The 17,036-nt window shown below is 56.0% G+C and carries 15 protein-coding genes; 7 read left to right on the forward strand and 8 right to left on the reverse strand.

Annotated features, from left to right (window positions below):
* The first annotated feature begins 45 nt into the window (after window positions 1-45).
* Window positions 46-2,727 carry a bifunctional acetate--CoA ligase family protein/GNAT family N-acetyltransferase gene (locus METAL_RS09915; RefSeq protein WP_005371968.1) on the forward strand — a complete coding sequence of 894 codons (2,682 nt, stop codon included), beginning with the start codon at window positions 46-48 and terminating at the stop codon, window positions 2,725-2,727.
* Window positions 2,728-2,850: 123 nt separating this feature from the next.
* On the opposite strand, the gene METAL_RS09920 is transcribed toward METAL_RS09915, so the two are convergent.
* The 6 genes from METAL_RS09920 to hrcA form a co-directional block, all read right to left on the reverse strand.
* On the reverse strand, window positions 2,851-3,246 hold the full coding sequence (locus tag METAL_RS09920; RefSeq protein WP_005371974.1) for a bacteriohemerythrin: 396 nt from the start codon (window positions 3,244-3,246) through the stop codon (window positions 2,851-2,853).
* Between the two features lie 342 nt (window positions 3,247-3,588).
* Window positions 3,589-4,401, reverse strand: a complete 813-nt coding sequence (dapB, locus tag METAL_RS09925; protein ID WP_005371976.1) for a 4-hydroxy-tetrahydrodipicolinate reductase — start codon at window positions 4,399-4,401, stop codon at window positions 3,589-3,591.
* Between the two features lie 5 nt (window positions 4,402-4,406).
* Window positions 4,407-5,546, reverse strand: a complete 1,140-nt coding sequence (gene dnaJ, locus METAL_RS09930; RefSeq protein ID WP_005371981.1) for a molecular chaperone DnaJ — start codon at window positions 5,544-5,546, stop codon at window positions 4,407-4,409.
* Window positions 5,547-5,700: 154 nt separating this feature from the next.
* Window positions 5,701-7,632, reverse strand: a complete 1,932-nt coding sequence (gene dnaK / locus METAL_RS09935; protein WP_005371983.1) for a molecular chaperone DnaK — start codon at window positions 7,630-7,632, stop codon at window positions 5,701-5,703.
* Window positions 7,633-7,703: 71 nt separating this feature from the next.
* Window positions 7,704-8,339 carry a nucleotide exchange factor GrpE gene (gene grpE / locus METAL_RS09940; protein WP_005371985.1) on the reverse strand — a complete coding sequence of 212 codons (636 nt, stop codon included), beginning with the start codon at window positions 8,337-8,339 and terminating at the stop codon, window positions 7,704-7,706.
* A 63-nt stretch (window positions 8,340-8,402) separates the two neighbouring features.
* Entirely contained in the window at window positions 8,403-9,455 is a 1,053-nt protein-coding gene (gene hrcA, locus METAL_RS09945; protein ID WP_005371987.1) for a heat-inducible transcriptional repressor HrcA, read from the reverse strand.
* Window positions 9,456-9,854: 399 nt separating this feature from the next.
* On the opposite strand from hrcA, the gene tnpA reads away from it, so the two are divergent.
* The 6 genes from tnpA (at window position 9,855) to METAL_RS09975 (ending at window position 15,348) form a co-directional block, all read left to right on the forward strand.
* A complete protein-coding gene (gene tnpA, locus METAL_RS09950) occupies window positions 9,855-10,286 on the forward strand; it encodes an IS200/IS605 family transposase (RefSeq protein WP_005371989.1) in 432 nt (143 codons plus the stop codon).
* 295 nt (window positions 10,287-10,581) lie between these two features.
* A complete protein-coding gene (locus METAL_RS09955; RefSeq protein WP_005371990.1) occupies window positions 10,582-11,466 on the forward strand; it encodes an NAD(+) kinase in 885 nt (294 codons plus the stop codon).
* 7 nt (window positions 11,467-11,473) lie between these two features.
* On the forward strand, window positions 11,474-13,153 hold the full coding sequence (gene recN, locus METAL_RS09960; protein WP_005371992.1) for a DNA repair protein RecN: 1,680 nt from the start codon (window positions 11,474-11,476) through the stop codon (window positions 13,151-13,153).
* Entirely contained in the window at window positions 13,150-14,166 is a 1,017-nt protein-coding gene (locus METAL_RS09965) for an agmatine deiminase family protein (protein ID WP_005371993.1), read from the forward strand. Before recN ends, METAL_RS09965 begins: the two co-directional genes overlap by 4 nt.
* 207 nt (window positions 14,167-14,373) lie before the next feature.
* Window positions 14,374-14,691, forward strand: coding sequence for a DUF4359 domain-containing protein (locus METAL_RS09970; protein WP_005371995.1), 318 nt, complete (start codon window positions 14,374-14,376; stop codon window positions 14,689-14,691).
* Window positions 14,692-14,826: 135 nt separating this feature from the next.
* Window positions 14,827-15,348 (forward strand): nucleoside triphosphate pyrophosphohydrolase family protein, encoded by a 522-nt coding sequence (locus METAL_RS09975; RefSeq protein WP_005371996.1) that lies wholly within the window; start codon window positions 14,827-14,829, stop codon window positions 15,346-15,348.
* A gap of 9 nt (window positions 15,349-15,357) precedes the next feature.
* Here the strand turns inward: METAL_RS09975 and METAL_RS09980 are convergent, their stop codons facing one another.
* A complete protein-coding gene (locus METAL_RS09980) occupies window positions 15,358-15,657 on the reverse strand; it encodes a rhodanese-like domain-containing protein (protein ID WP_245549338.1) in 300 nt (99 codons plus the stop codon).
* Between the two features lie 179 nt (window positions 15,658-15,836).
* Complete coding sequence (locus METAL_RS09985) at window positions 15,837-17,012, reverse strand: SDR family oxidoreductase (RefSeq protein ID WP_213069354.1); 1,176 nt, start codon at window positions 17,010-17,012, stop codon at window positions 15,837-15,839.
* Between the last annotated feature and the right edge of the window lie 24 nt (window positions 17,013-17,036).

Consider the following 17,036-nt stretch of genomic DNA (forward strand, 5'->3'; position numbering starts at 1 on the left):
ATGCTAAAATTTTTTCGATCCCCGGATTACCCTTGTCGGAGCATTATGGGCCCTCATTATCTCAGCCGTTTTTTCTCTCCCCGCTCGGTCGCGATCATCGGCGCCTCCGAGCGTCCCGACAGTGTCGGGCATCGCCTGCTGCTGAACGTGCTGGAGGGAGGATTCAAAGGCGGCATTTATCCGGTCAACCCGAAGCATGAAACGTTGCTCGGCTGCAAGGTCTATCCCGACCTCAATGCGATTCCCGAGGAGATAGAGCTGGCCGTGATCGCTACCCCGGCCGCTACCGTGCCCGGCCTCGTCCATCAATGCGGAGACAAAGGCATCGGCAGCGTGATCATCATCAGCGCCGGTTTCGGCGAACTCGGCGCGGAAGGCAAACGGCTGCAGGGCGAGATTCTGGACATTGCGCGCCGTTTCGGGATCCGGATCATCGGCCCGAACTGTCTCGGCGTGGTCCGGCCGGGCAGCCGCCTGAATGCGACCTTCGGCGACGGCCCCGTCAAGGACGGCAATCTGGCGCTGTTGTCGCAATCGGGCGCGGTCTGCACCGCGATTCTGGACTGGGCGCAGCAGAACGACATCGGCTTTTCGACAGTGGTGTCGATGGGCGGTGCGGCCGATATCGACTTCGGCGAGGTCCTGGACTATCTGGCGCTGGATACCCGGACGACCGGCATTTTGATGTACGTCGAAGGCATTCGCGACGCGCGCCGCTTTTTGAGCGGCCTGAAAGTCGCGGCGCGGCTGAAGCCGGTCATCCTGATCAAGTCCGGCCGCCACGAAGCCGGCTCGAAGGCCGCGATGTCCCACACCGGAGCGATGGTCGGCGGCGACGATGTCTTCGATGCGGCGATCGAGCGTGCCGGGGTGGTCCGGGTGTATAGCATCGCGGAACTGTTTTCGGCGGCGCGGATCCTGGTCAACAATTATCAGGTCGGGCTGGCGCGCCTCGCGATCGTCACCAATGCCGGAGGACCCGGCGTGATGAGCACCGACCGGGCCGGCGACGTCGGGGTCAAAATGGCCGAGCTGAGTCCGGCCGGAATCGAGGCGTTGAACGGGGTGCTGCCTGCGCACTGGTCGCACGGCAATCCGATCGACATTCTCGGCGACGCGACGCCCGAACACTTCCGGGGTGTGCTGGAAATCTGCCTGCAAGAGCCGAATGTCGACGGCGTACTGGTGATTTTGACACCGCAGGCGATGACGAACCCGACCCGGACCGCGCAATGCGTGATCGAGGCGGCAAAGAATTCCACTAAGCCGGTGCTCGCGTCCTGGACCGGCGGCTCCAAGGTCGAGGAGGGCAGGGCTTTGTTCGAGAACTCCCGCGTGGCGCATTTCGACACGCCGGAAGTCGCGGTCGATGCTTTTTCGTTTCTGGCCAAATACCACGACCACCAGATCCTGCTCAAACAGATTCCTTCGCTCGCGGAAGAACTCCCCGTACCCGATGTCGAAGGCGCGCGGCTGATCATCGAGCGCGTGTTGGCCGAAGGGCGCCAGACGATGACGACCCAGGAATCGAAAGCGATCCTGGCGGCGTTCCGGATTCCGGTGACGCAAACGATCAAAGTCGCGAATGTAAAAGATGCGATGATCGCGGCCGAAACGATGGGGTTTCCGGTTGTTCTGAAAGTGAACATGGCCGAATTCAGCCATAAATCCGACATCGGCGGCGTCAGGCTGAATATCCGCAGCGTGCAGGTGCTGGCCAGCGTTTTTGCCGAAATGGAATCTGCGATTCGTAAGAAGCATCCGGACATCAACGAAATCATAATGACCGTCGAGCCGATGTACGGCTCTTCCAGCGGGCGTGAATTGATGGTCGGAGCGATCCGCGATCCGGTGTTCGGTCCGGCGATCAGTTTCGGGCTTGGCGGAACGATGGTCGAAATTCTGCGGGACAAGTCGGTTGCGTTGCCGCCGCTGAACGCCTACATGGCGGGGCAAATGATCGCAAAGACGAAAGCGGCGAAGTATCTGGGCGCATTCCGGCAATTGCCGCCGATCCATGGCAAAGCCTTGATCGATGCGATGCTGAACATTTCGACGATGGTCAGCGAGTTGCCGGAAATTCTCGAATTGGACATCAATCCGCTGATTGCGGATGAACACGGCGTGATGGCGGTCGATGCGCGAATCAAGGTGCAGTTATCGCATGAGCTGATACCGTATTCGCATATGGCGATCCATCCTTATCCGCACGAGTTGACCGAGCATTACCAGCTCGCCAGCGGCGTCAATATCATGATCCGGCCGATCAGGCCGGAAGACGGCGATCTGGAAAAGGATTTCGTGCACCGGCTGTCCGAACGCAGTAAATATTTCCGTTTCATGCAGGCGTTGCAGGAGCTGACGCCGGAGATGATCGTGCGCTTTACCCAGATCGACTACGATCGCGAAATGGCGTTTATCGCGGTTTCCGAACAGGAAAACCCGCCGAAGGAGCTCGGTGTCGGGCGCTATATCATAAACCCGGACGGGCGCTCGGCCGAGTTCGCGCTGGTCGTTTCCGACGACAGCCAGTGTAAAGGCATCGGTACCCGCTTGATGAAAATGCTGATGCGTACCGCCAAATTCAAGGGCATCGCCTATCTCGAAGGGGAAGTCTTGACCGTGAACAAGCCGATGCTGTCGTTCGTCAGCAAACTCGGCTTCGGCATCGAAGAAATTCCCTCCGAACCTGAAGTCGTGCGTGTGATCAAGGATCTGCGGCAGTAGGGAAAAGGTGAGGCAGGGCGCCGCTTTTCTGCCCTTCCGAAGCGAATGCCCCGGGAGATTGGCGGGTTTCCCGGTCCAGCACGGAGGCAGTGGGGCCGCCTCCGTATCCGTTGCTGGCTTTTTTTATTTTAAAACAACCGCATAACCTTTGTCGAAAGTCGGAATGTGGTGATCCAGCCAGCCTTTGACCATCTGGCCGACATCTTCGGTTACTTCCGCCTGTCCGGCATGGAATTTTTTCTGCAGATCGGCGCAGATATTCACCAGCGCATCGTGTTCGGCCTTATGCGCGCCGAAACCGGCAAACCCGGCCGCGGCCATTTCTTTTTCTTCATGCGCGAAATGTTCGACCACGTATGCAATCAGGTCGTCGAGCTGAGAACCCACCGCCGACCGTTCGGCGCCTCCCGTTGCCAGATCGTACAGTTTGTTCAGTTTGCCGAACAGGACTTGATGCTCTTGGTCCGCAAAGCCGACATGGGTTCCGAATTGTTCTGCTGTCCAGGTGATGAGTGCCATGATTTTTCTCCTCTGAGGATTGTTATTATAAACCGCACAAATATTATGGTTTTTTTGGCGGTAAAAAACAACATTTTTTTTAAGGAAAATAATTCATCGAAGGCCCATTGTTGGCGCAACATCTGGAACGTGATATCGGAGACCGATGGAACTGCCTTTCGTTCGGAACGTCCGGGCTTTTTCCTGCGAGGCCGGGACGGCTTTACAAAGATAGCAAGCGAGGATACCGGACGAGGGCAATCGTCACTCGCCGCACCGCAAGACAATCAGGGAATATATTTCGGAGAAAAAGAAGCGAGGCCCGATTGCCGAGCCTTGCCGAAACAGAGGTTTTTTTTGAATTTAGCCGAGGTTTTTCAACCCCAGCACGTCCTGCATGTCGTACAGGCCGTTCGGCTTATCCTTCAGCCATAATGCCGCGCGCACCGCGCCGTTTGCAAACGTCATCCGGCTGGTCGCTTTATGGGTGATTTCGACCCGTTCTCCGTCGTCCGCAAACATCACGGTATGATCGCCGACAATGTCTCCCGCGCGAATCGTCGAAAAGCCGATCGTCTTGCGGTCGCGCGCGCCGGTGTGGCCCTCGCGGCCGTAAATCGCGCATTCCTTCAAGTCACGGTCCAGCGCCGCGGCGATCACTTCGCCCATCCGAAGCGCGGTGCCGGACGGCGCGTCGACCTTGTGACGGTGATGCGCCTCGATGATTTCGATGTCGCTCTCGTCGCCCATCACCCGGGCGGTCATTTCAAGCAGTTTCAGCGATAGGTTCACCCCGACGCTCATGTTCGGCGACAGCACGATCGCGATATCCTCGGCGGCACGCTCGACCGTGAGTTTCTGTTCCGGCGTATAGCCAGTCGTACCGATCACTAGCTTTTTGCCGGCTGCCCGGCATTGTTCTATCAGTGTCATCGAGGTATCGGGGCGGGTAAAGTCGATCAACAGGTCGAATTGATCGAGCACTGCCGACAGATCGTCCACAACATTGATGCCGATAGTGCCCATGCCGGCCAGTTCGCCCGCATCCTTGCCGACCGCCAGACTACCGGGCCGCGATAGGGCGGCGGTAAACTCGGCATAGGCCGACGCATCGGCCGCCTTGACCAAACAAGATCCCATGCGGCCGGAAACGCCCGCGACTGCAATTCGAAGCATTTTGCTTATCCTGTCAATTTATCGAAAAAATTCTTTACGCCGTCCATGAACGAATGCTCCTGCGGGCTATGATGCTTGCCGCCCCCCATCAGCGATTCATTCAGCTTCGCGATCAGCTCTTTTTGTTCCTTGGTCAGATGCACCGGCGTTTCGACCTGCACCCGGCACAACAAATCGCCGACTGGACCGCCGCGGACCGGTTTCACGCCCTTGCCGCGCAGGCGGAACAATTTGCCGGTCTGCGTTTCGGGAGGAATTTTCAGATTGACCTTGCCGTCGAGCGTCGGCACTTCCAGCTCGCCGCCCAGGCAGGCGGTCGGGAAGCTGATCGGCACTTCGCAGTATAGATTGGCTCCGTCGCGGGTAAAAATCGGGTGATCCTTGACCTGAATCTGCACGTACAGATCGCCAGGAGGTCCCCCTTGCTCGCCCGCTTCGCCTTCGCCGGACAGGCGGATCCGGTCGCCGGTATCGACGCCGGCCGGAATCTTGGCCGACAGTGTTTTGGTATCCTGCACGCGGCCCTGTCCGTAGCATTTGCCGCAAGGGTCTTTGATTTGCTTGCCGGTGCCGCGGCAGGTCGGGCAGGTTTGCTGTACCGCAAAGAAGCCTTGCTGCATCCGGATCTGGCCGTGGCCGTGGCAGGTCGAGCAGATCACCGGCGAGGTGCCTTTCCGGGCCCCGCTGCCCGAGCATTCGTTACAGGTTACCAGCACCTGTACACGAATCTTCGCTTCGGTGCCGGCCACCGCTTCTTCGAGCGTCAGTTCCAGATTGTACCGCAGGTCGGCGCCGCGCTGCGCGCCGCCGCGCGAGCGACCGCCGCCGCCGAAAATATCGCCAAACATGTCGCCGAATACGTCGCTGAAACTTTCCGTGCCAAAACCGCCGCCGTAGCGGCCGCCACCCATGCCCGACTCGACCCCCGCATGGCCGAACTGGTCGTAAGCCGCGCGTTTTTTCGCGTCCGACAAAATTTCGTAAGCTTCTTTGATCTGTTTGAATTTGGCTTCCGCTTTTTGAGGATCGTCCTTGTTCCGGTCGGGATGATATTTCATCGCCAGCTTGCGGTAGCTTTTCTTGATTTCTTCATCGCTGGCATTCCTGTCCACGCCGAGAAGTTTGTAATAATCTTCTTTTGCCATGTGTTGTTATGAGTGGCTTTAAACAAAATTGCAGGAACAGCCGAGCGTCTGTTCCTGCAAGGAAAATGTAGGGCAGGCGAACAGTCGCACCGTTTGCCCACCGTTTTGCGGATGAAACCGGTGGGCGGAAAAGCGCCGCCCACCCTACAAAGTTTTAGCCTTTCTTGTCGTCCTTGACTTCTTCAAACTCTGCATCCACGACGCCGTCATCGGCCGCATGGCCCGAAGCGGAATGCGCGCCGGCCTCGGCGCCGCCTTCGGAAGCCGATTTTTGCGCATAAACGCGCTCGGCCAGTTTACCCGACAGTTCGGTCAATGCATTCGTTTTGCTTTCGATTTCGGACTTGCTGTCGCCCTTGCAGGCCTGTTTCAGTTCCTCGACCGCTTTTTCGATGGCTTCTTTTTCGTCGCTGCCGACCTGGTCGCCCAGTTCCTTGACCGATTTTTCGGTGGCATGGATCAGACTGTCCGCATGGTTGCGCGTGCCGACCAGTTCGGCCAGTTTGCGGTCTTCTTCCGCATGCGCTTCCGCATCCTTGATCATCCGCTCGACTTCCGAGTCGGACAAACCGCTGGACGCCTTGATCACGATCGATTGCTTCTTGCCGGTGGCCTTGTCCTTGGCCGACACGTTCAGAATACCGTTCGCATCGATGTCGAAAGACACTTCGATTTGCGGAATACCGCGCGGCGCAGGCGGAATGTCGGTCAGGTCGAAACGGCCCAGCGATTTATTCGCGGAAGCGACTTCGCGCTCGCCCTGCAGCACGTGCACGGTCACCGCGGTCTGGTTGTCGTCCGCGGTCGAAAACACTTGCGACGCGTTGGTCGGGATCGTGGTGTTTTTCTCGATCAGCTTGGTCATTACACCGCCGAGCGTTTCGATCCCCAAAGACAACGGAATCACGTCGAGCAACAACACGTCCTTGACTTCGCCGCCGAGTACGCCGGCCTGGATCGCCGCACCGAGTGCGACCGCTTCGTCGGGGTTCACGTCTTTGCGCGGTTCCTTGCCGAAGATCGATTTGACCATTTCCTGGACCTTCGGCATCCGGGTCTGGCCGCCGACCAGAATCACGTCATGGATTTCGGATGCCTTCAGGCCCGCGTCTTTCAGCGCGATTTCGCAAGGGCCTTTGGTCTTCAGGATCAAGTCTTCGACCAGCGATTCGAGCTTGGCGCGGGTCAGTTTTACATTCAAATGCTTCGGACCCGTGGCATCGGCCGTAATGTAAGGCAGGTTCACGTCGGTTTGCTGAGCCGAAGACAATTCGATCTTCGCTTTTTCGGCCGCTTCTTTCAGACGTTGCAGCGCCAGCGGGTCGTTGTGCAGATCAACGCCGCTTTCCTTTTTGAATTCGGTCGCCAGATATTCGATGATCCGTGCGTCGAAGTCTTCCCCGCCGAGGAAGGTGTCGCCGTTGGTCGACAACACTTCGAACTGGTGTTCGCCTTCGATTTCGGCGATTTCGATGATCGAAATGTCGAACGTGCCGCCGCCGAGGTCATACACCGCAATTTTGGTGTCGCCTTTCGGCTTGTCCATCCCGAACGCCAGCGCCGAAGCGGTCGGCTCGTTGATGATCCGCTTGACTTCGAGGCCCGCGATACGGCCCGCGTCTTTGGTCGCCTGGCGTTGCGAGTCGTTGAAATAAGCCGGCACGGTAATGACCGCTTCCTTCACTTCCTCGCCCAGATACGCTTCGGCGTCTTTTTTCAGCTTCATCAAGACACGCGCGGAAATTTCCGGCGCCGCCATTTTCTTGCCGTGCACCTCGACCCAGGCGTCGCCGTTTTCGGCTTCGACGATTTTATAAGGCACCATGTGGATGTCTTTTTGTACGACATCGTCCTTGAAGCGGCGGCCGATCAGACGCTTGATCGCGAACAGAGTATTTTTCGGATTGGTGACCGCCTGACGTTTGGCGGACTGGCCGACCAGCACTTCGTCGTCATTGGTGAAGGCGATGATCGACGGCGTGGTGCGCGCCCCTTCGCTGTTTTCGATCACTTTCGCGACGCCGTTTTCGAGCACCGCCACGCAAGAGTTGGTCGTGCCTAAATCTATTCCGATAATTTTAGCCATTGAATGCTCCAGACTTGAATTTGTTTAGATGGTTAACGTTGATTTGCAATATGGGGCCTGTTTATGCGAGTTCAAGCCTGTTCATCGATAATCGGGGTATCCTGCGACGGTTTTTGCGGCGCTTTCGCGACCACCACCATCGCCGGACGGAGCAAACGGCCATTCAGCGTATAGCCTTTCTGGAAGACGTTGACGACCGTATTCGGCTCGGCGCCTTCGATTTCCTGCATCATCATCGCCTGATGCTGTTCGGCATTGAAAGGCTGTCCGAGCGGATCGACGGTTTCGATGTTGAATTTATTGAATACCGCCTCGAGTTGCTTCAAGGTCAGTTCGGTGCCTTCGCGGAATTTCTGCACTTCCGGGCTGTCGCCGGTAGCGGCCTGCAGGCCGAGTACCAGGCTATCCATGACCGGCAACAAGGCTTTTGCGAAATTCTCGAGCGCGTATTTGCGCGCGCTTTCGATGTCCCGCTGGGTTCTTTTGCGGAGATTTTCCATTTCGGCGACCGTTCTGACCGCCTTGTCCCGGCTTTCCTGAGCTTTTCGTTCGGCATCGTCCAGTTTTGCCTGCAACTGTTCTACCGTCGGCTCTTGCTCGGCCAGTTCGGTTGCCGGCGCTTCGGCTTCCGCCGCAGCCTGGTTCTGCACCTCAGGCCGGGCCTCGGTTTTTACTTGGGTTTCCAAGTTTTCCTGTTCGTTACTCATTCAAAAGATCCTGCAAAAAATGGTTATATGCCCGGTTGGGGGCACCCGAAATTATCATAGGGGCTATGATGGGGATGCGGATTTCGGATTCAAGGCTGCGCTCAATAATTTTGCAGTAATGTCCACATACGGGATGATTTTTTCGTAGGCCATTCGGGTCGGTCCGATCACGCCGAGCACGCCGACCACTTCGTCGCTGACCGAATAGGAGGAGGTCACCAGGCTGCAATGGTCGAAGGCCTCGTAGCCGGATTCTTCGCCGATGAAAATCTGTACGCCGTCGGCTTTCATGCACTGATCGAGCAAATGGATCACGCTCTGTTTCTGGCTGAACGCTTCGAACAGGCTGCGCAGCCGGTCGCGGTCCGACAATTCGGAAAATCCCATCAGATTGGTTTCGCCGCTCAGCACGAAATCTTCTTTCTTTTCGTCTGGTTCGAAAGCCATCTGCGCCATCTTGATCGCATCGAGCATCAACTGGTTCATCTGTTCGCGGTCATCCTGCAGTTCTTTCAATACGGCATCGCGTACCGCCGCCAGGCTGCGTCCGGAATACACCGAATTCAGATAGTTGGCTGCCTGCTGCAATTCGGCCGGACTGAACAGGCGGGAAGTATGAATGATCTTGTTATGCACTTCCTGTTCGTTGGTTACGAAGATGACCAGTACCCGCGAATGAGATAACGGCAGGAATTCGATATGGCGCAGATACAGCATTTCCCGCTTCGGCAGAGTAACCACGCCGGCCATCTGCGACAGTTCGGAAAGCAGGCGCGAAGCCGCCTCGAGCGTCTGTCCCCTATCCTCGATCCGGGACAGACTCCCCTGCAGACGGGTGATTTCCTGGAGCGCCAACGGCTTGACCGTCAGTAGGCTGTCGACGAAAAGCCGGTATCCACTGACCGTCGGCACCCGGCCGGCGGAAGTATGCGGCGAATGGATCAACCCCATGTCCTCGAGGTCGGCCATGACGTTGCGAATGGTGGCCGGGCTCAGCTTCAAGTCTGAATCTTTTGCCAGCACGCGCGAGCCGACCGGCTGCCCATCACTGATATAACGCTCGATCAACGCTTTCAGCGATTGCAGGGAACGTTCGTTTAGTTGCGGATGACTCACACTCACCTCTAACAGAAATCGTTATTAGCACTCTCTGAATACGAGTGCCAACTGAACAAATTAGCAATAACAGGACCAGTTGTCAACCGGACGGCTCGATTAAGCCAGGCTAATCACACTATATATAGTGCGGGATATAGTGCGGGTGCTAATTGATTCACATCTACGCAGACTTGATCCCAGCTAAGCCCCCGCGCTCATTAAATCCAAGGAATAGGGATCATACACGCTTACCCTGTAAGCGATTTACGACAGCCTGAATCGATATCTGATAAATATTAACCAATAATGAGAAATCCCCCGGCTCTGCCGGGGAGACAGCGAAAGTTTGACATTCAGCGGAGTCCATCAGGAAACTCAGCATCGTGAACCGCCAAGTACACGATAGAGGAGAACCTGATGGACGAGAATGAAAGCTTAAGTCACTCCCGCTGGGAGTGCAAATATCATGTGGTATTTATCCCGAAATGCCGGCGACGCACTTTGTATAAAGCATTGCGTCAGCATTTGGGAGAGGTCTTTCGAAGGCTGGCGAGCCAGAAAGAAAGCCGGATACTGGAAGGGCATTTGATGCCAGATCATGTCCATATGTTGATTGCGATACCGCCGAAGTATGCGGTGTCGCAAGTGATCGGTTTCGTCAAAGGGAAGAGCGCCATCCATTTGGCGCGGGTTTATGGAGAGAAGAAACGAAATTTTGTGGGGCAACACTTTTGGGCGCGGGGTTACTTTGTTTCGACGGTGGGTCGAGATGAAACGATGATCCGAGAATACATACGGCACCAGGAACAAGAAGACCAGCGAATTGAACAATTGAATCTTTGGAACTGAACGCCACCTTGAGGTGGCTATTAAATTAGGGGCCGCGTTAGCGACCCCTTATACCGCTTTGAGCGGTTCACAACATAAAGCCCCCGGCTTTGCCGGGGGATATTTACTATTATCTGATAATAGATTCTTATTTTTTTGACGCTTGTATTCGAGATGACTTTCGTAAATGTTCAATTAGGGGAGAACCCGCCGAGCGTATCGCTCCTTGCGACTACGAAAACGCCTGTCGGCAATAACACGAATGCAAAAGCAATTTTTTTGTATAATCGCCAGATTTACCGGCTCCTATCGACCCATGCGGACTTCTTTCAACACCATCGGCATCATCGGCAAACCCAGCGATCCCAGCATTGCCGATACATTGTCGCTGCTTTACGATCATCTGCTCGGCAGCGGTTATCGAGTGATCCTAGCGACTGACAGCGCCGTTTGTATTGATAGTATCGACAGCAGGCCGATCAAGGCGGAACCGCCTGAGACGCTGGGTCAGCATTGCGACCTGGTAATCGCGGTTGGCGGCGACGGCACGTTTCTGGCCGCTGCCCGCGCGATCGCGCATTTCGACATTCCGTTGATCGGGATCAATCTTGGCCGTTTGGGCTTTCTGGTCGATATTTCGCCGGACGAATTGCCCGGCCGCCTGCATGCGATCCTCGAAGGCCGTTATAAGGCCGAAGAGCGCTATTTTCTGCGCGCGAAGATCGTCCGCGAAGGCGAGGTCATTCACGAACAGACCGCGCTGAACGAAGTTGCGGTACACCGCTGGGTCACGCCGAGCATGATCGAGATCGTCACCCGGATCGACGGCGTCTTCCTAAATTCCCAGCGCTCCGATGGCTTGATCGTGTCGACCCCGACCGGTTCGACCGCTTACGCGCTGTCCGCCGGCGGGCCGATCCTGTCGCCGTCGCTGAACGCTTTGGTCCTGGTGCCGCTGAATCCGCACACGATGTCGAACCGGCCGATCGTGATCGACGACAGCGCCGAGATCGAGCTGAGCTTTTGCCAGAACAAGCAAATCAATGCCTTGGTTACCTGCGATCAGCTGCAGATTCCTGACGTATTGATCAGCGACAAGATCCTGATTAAGAAAGACCCGAAACCGATTAGAATTTTGCACCCGGAAGATCACGATTTTTTCCATATCCTCCGCGAAAAACTGAACTGGAGCAATGGGTGAGGGCGCAATGCTGTTGAATTTGAATATTCTCGATCTGGCCGTAGTCAAGTCGCTCGACCTCGATCTCGAAAAAGGCATGTCGGTTTTAACCGGCGAAACCGGGGCCGGCAAATCGATTCTGTTGACCGCGCTCGGGCTCGCGCTCGGCGACCGCGCCGATTCGGGCTATGTACGACCGGAGGCGAAACGCGCGGAAATCAATCTCGAATTCGATCTTGACGATGCGCCGTTCGCACGCGACTGGCTGGCCGAGAACGAACTCGACGACGACGACAGGTGCCTGATCCGGCGGGTCGTAAGCGATGACGGCCGTTCAAAGGCGTATATCAACAACCGCCCGGTCACCCTGCAATCGCTGCAGGAGCTCAGCGAAAAACTGGTCGAAATCCACGGCCAGCACGCGCATCTGACGTTGCTCGGCGCGGACGAACAGCGCCGCCTGCTCGATGCGTTCGCGAAAAACCAGCCGCTGCTCGACCGGCTAAACGCCTGTTACCGGCAATGGCATCAGGCGCACCGGGAGCTATCCGCACTGAGAAAAGCCAGCCTGGACCACAGTGAGCGCGAGGAATTGCTGCGCTATCAGCTTGATGAACTGGCCCAGCTCGACCTCGCGCATTTCGATTACCAGGCCTTGTCCGACGAGCACAGCAAGTTGGCCAACCTGGGCCACATTCTAAGCAGCGGCCAGCAGCAGCTCGACGTGCTGTACGAAAACGACCAGGTGTCGGTGCTGCGGATGCTTGGCCACTGCGTGAGCGAATTAACTCATCTGGCCCGTTTCGCGCCGGAACTGAACGGCGTGTGTTCCCTGCTTGCGGAGGCGCAGATCCAGGTCGAAGAAGCCGCGCTCGACCTGCGCCGCTTTCTCGAATTGCAGGAAGCCGACCCGAAACGCCTGGAAGAACTCGAAAGCCGGATCGGAATGATCCAGAGCCTGAGCCGGAAACACCATGCCGCTCCGGAGGATTTGCCGGAGCTCGCGCAAAAGCTGGCGCATGAGCTCGACAACCTGACGCACAGCGAAGAAAGGCTCGGCGAACTCGAAGCGGACGTCGCCAAATATCTCGAACAATACCGCCAACTGGCGGTCGAATTGACTGAAAAGCGGCGTGAAAGCGCCACCAGGCTCGGGCAGCAGATTTCGGCGATGATCAAGGAGCTCGGCATGCCGCAGGGCGAGTTTCGGGTCGAATTGAGCGAGCCCGACAGCCGCGAGCCGAAACCGAACGGGCTCGACAGGATCGAGTTTCTGGTTAGCGCAAATCCGGGCATGCCGCCGAAACCCCTGGCGAAGGTCGCCTCCGGCGGGGAGCTTGCGCGGATCAGTCTGGCGATTCAGGTCACGACCTCGAGCGACAGGACCACGCCGACGATGATCTTCGACGAAGTCGATTCGGGCATCGGCGGCGGCATTGCGGAAATCGTCGGCCAGAAGCTCAGAAGCTTGAGCCGCGACCGCCAAGTGATGTGTGTGACCCATCTCCCGCAAGTGGCCGCGCAGGCGCATCATCATCTGTTCGTCGCGAAGAACCAGCAGACCGACATCACGTCGTCGACCGTGCGCGTGCTCGACGGCGAAGCACGCATTCTGGAGGTCGCCCGAATGCTGGGCGGCGTCAATCTCACCGAAAACACTCTGGCACATGCCAGGGAAATGCTAACTTTAGGGAACTCACAACCATGATTCGATTTCCAGCCGAATGGGAACCTCAATCCGCCGTTTTGATTGCATGGCCGCATGAAACCGGCGATTTCATCCATCTCGACGAGGTGGAATCTTCATACCGTTTCATCGCGGAAACGATCAGCCAGTATCAAAAGCTGTTCATCGTCTGCCGCGACGAGGTTCACGAAAACCGGATACGCGGGCTGATCGGCATAAATCATAATATCGTTTTCATCCATGCGCAGGTCAACGACATCTGGGTCCGCGACACGGTCTTTCTGACCGTCGAAGACGACGGCATGCCGGTGCTGGTGAACCTGCGCTTCAACGGCTGGGGCGGAAAGTATGCGTATGAACACGACGATGCGCTGAACCGCAATTTGCTGGCCGCCGCCTTATTCCATGGCGTAAAAACCCGCGACGTCGATTTCATTCTCGAAGGCGGCAGTGTCGAAAGCGACGGTAAGGATACGGTCATGACCACCCGCCAGTGCCTGCTGAATCCAAACCGCAACAAGGGGTTGACCAAACACGAGATCGAGCGCGAACTCGGCCTGATTTTCGGCGCTTCGCGCGTGATCTGGATCGACCAGCCGAATTTGCCAGGCGACGACACCGACGCGCATATCGATACGCTGGCACGGTTCTGCAATGCGCATACGATTGCTTATACCTCCGCCGACGACGAGACCAATCCGCTCTACGAGAGCCTGAAGCGCATGGAGAGCCAGCTTCAATCCCTGAGCACCTGGGGAAACAAGCCCTATCATCTGGTTCCGCTGCCGTTGCCGAAAGCGATCTTCGACGAAGAAGGCCGCCAGTTGCCGGCCAATTATTCGAACTTCCTGATCATCAACGAGGCGATCATGGTGCCGATTTACGACGACCCGACGGATGCGGTTGCGCTGGAACGGCTGGCCGGCTGTTTTCCGGACCGCAAGATCATTCCGACTCCCTGCCGGCCGCTGGTGCATCAATACGGCAGTCTGCACTGCATGACGATGCAATTCCCGGCCGCGGTGTTCAAATAAGCGGTCTTTCGAGTCCGGGCGGCAGGCGGACCGGCCTGCCGTCTGTTTTTTATAGGCAGATATCCGATGAAGGTAGGATGGATGGAGGCGTCAGCCGAAACCCATCGACCGAGGTACGGTATGGCTATGTGTGATGGGTTTCGCTTCGCTCTACCCACCCTATCATCATAAACCTGGTCAAGCTTTATTTTATGTAGGGAGATTCCGATGAAGTCGCTAGCTTCTGCGTTGGTCCTGATTGCCGTTCTCGGCCTTTTGACCTATACCAATCCGAAAATGGACGAGTATGATCGATTCATCAGTCAACGGATTATCGAAAGGACCCGGAAGGCTCAAGATCCGCTCGAAGGCATGATCGGTTCGGTTTTGGGCGGTTTCGCGGCCAAAATGCTGGGCCGGCAGACATTGCGGAAGGATTATCTTTTTTTCAGCACTTACGATACCGCGCTTGGCGAGAAGCATATCCGTTCGGTCGGCATCCTGAATCGTTTTTTTCTGATAGAAGACCCGGTTTTCCATGAGTAGTCGCCTCAAATTTCCGGAAATGAACCAACTTTCGGCGCGGTGAGTCGTAAACTTGTGCATGATGTAACCAGTTTTCTCTTTGAATTAGGTTTCTGTTGCCCGAATGGGGGGCAGTTTTTCCATCAGGAAGCGGCCATGAACAAACATTTACAGTCAGTCAGAGAATTTCGGGAACACTTCGGTTTTTCGAGAGAAGAAGGACGTCTTTCCGACATGACCATCGTATTGCGCCAGGCTTGGCTGATGGAAGGTGGTAAGCAGGTTTTTCTGGCGATCAAGCAGGGCGACATGACGGTCATTCTGGCCAGGTTGACCGGCCTCGCTTATCTGGCTTTAAATGCGGTCGCGATGCAGGGCGCCGAAGTGAACATGCAACCGGTAAGCTGGCAGCACGACGGCTCGGTTCTCTCGCTGATGCGGTTGATCGGCGACCGGATCAATGCCTGTTCGTCCGGCCTATCCGAAGATTATTCGGCGCTTTACTGCGCTTGCGCGCAATTGTCCGGCGGATTCCTGAATGCGGATTTCGACAAATCTTTCGGCCTATTCCATCGGCACCAAATGGAAACGGGCACGGGGCGCGGGCAGGGCGCCGAGGATCGGAGCGAAGTCGAGTGGAACCGTCTTCCCGATCTGAGCGATTGCCTTTATGAATGAGGCACCAGTTTATTCGAAATCCAGTCCCGCCTTTTTCCAGGCTTTCGCGCCGCCTTCCAGGTTGAACAGGTTGCGGTAGCCCAATTCATACAAAGATTTCGCCGCCGCATTTCCCATCGGCCCGCTTCGGCAATAGAGATAGATGGCGGCATTTTTATCCTTCGGCAGTTTGTCCAGGTATTTCCCCACCTCATCGTAGGGAATGAAAAGGTCGGTGCCTTTGATGTGCCGCTGCTGCGGCGTATGCACGTCGACCAGAAAAATATCCTGATGCAGCATGGCTTGCCGTAATTCGGCAGGCGATAGCATTTGAACATAGTCCGGCTTTTGAAACCGGCATCCCGCCGTCAAGATGAGAATAGCAAGGATTCCGAAGCGTTTTTTGATCATAATATTTATGCCGTAGAGAGCCATCCAAAGAAAGAGAACATGAACGGCGGCTGCGAGGACGCCTTCCCAAAATCCTGGCAGCCGTCTCGCCAAAATCTTTAGTTCGTCATAAAGTCGGACAGATTTCCTTTTCCTTTTTGTCCCAGAAATTGGTAGCTCACTTGCCCGTCGTTTAATACGCAGTTGTTTTCGAGGCAATCGAACAACATATGGGTGATGCTTAATTTCGTCTTTTTGTCGACCGAACTGCTAGTCATATTGGTGCCGCGGGAAAACTGGATCTTATAACCTTTGGTTTTCGAATATTTGACGATGCGTTTCGGAAATGAAACGATATCGCCGGTCGGCAGCGTCACGGTTCCTTTCGCGTAGGTAACCTGCTTGCCTTTCGCATTGGGCTCCTGGGAAAGCATTACGTTAAAGGACCAATTGCGGTTGGCATCGGTTGTGACAGGCAGAGCGATCGAGGTCTCTTTTTCCTTATAATTGACCTTTACTCCGGTATCGTTACTCTTCAGCTTGACATTATAAGAGCCGCTACCGGAAGAATTCAGAGTTTGTTCGTCCTCTTGCAGGGTATTTTGCCCCAGAGTCTTGATATCCGATAATGTTCCGACACCGGAACCTTCGCCGTTTTCGCCTTCGAACTCCCCTTTAAACTTTGCGCTGACCGTTACTTGAGGGGTATCGTCCCGGGTCTTCAGCATGCCCGCAATCGAGGTATTGGCGGTTGTGTCCGGCGTATACCCTTCCAGGCTGTTGGGCATGATGTCGAGCTTGCCGCTTTCGTCCATGGCTATGTCGGCATCGAAGGCTTTATCGCCGACAATGGGCATATCGGACGGCACTACGCCGCTGTAATGTCCGGTGCCGTTGAATATCTCGGCGACGCCCTCGGGCAATATTTCGGGCGTGCTGAAATCGTACGAACCTGTCGGCGAGATTAACTCGAACTTGGCGACAATCACGTGAGGTTTTTCCACCGGCCCGAATCGATAATGACGGTTGTTGTCCAGCCAAGGCGTCCAAGGGTCCGCGTTTTTATAGACGGATACCAGGCGGTAGCCGGGCTGTGGCGAAAAAGTCAAGTCGAGGTAAGATCCGGGGTTAAAGGAAAGCGTACCGCTGGAGGCCAATACGCCGGAGGATGAAGGGCTGGACGTTGTCCAGGGTATTTCTCCGCTTTTACTGGGACTAATCACGATTTTCCATTTTACATCGGCGCGTGCATTCATACTGAACAGCATGACACATGCGGCGAGTATGATTCCCATGCCAGAATGGAAATTGATACGGCA

Source organism: Methylomicrobium album BG8, assembly GCF_000214275.2.
GTDB classification, from domain to species: Bacteria; Pseudomonadota; Gammaproteobacteria; order Methylococcales; family Methylomonadaceae; genus Methylomicrobium; species Methylomicrobium agile.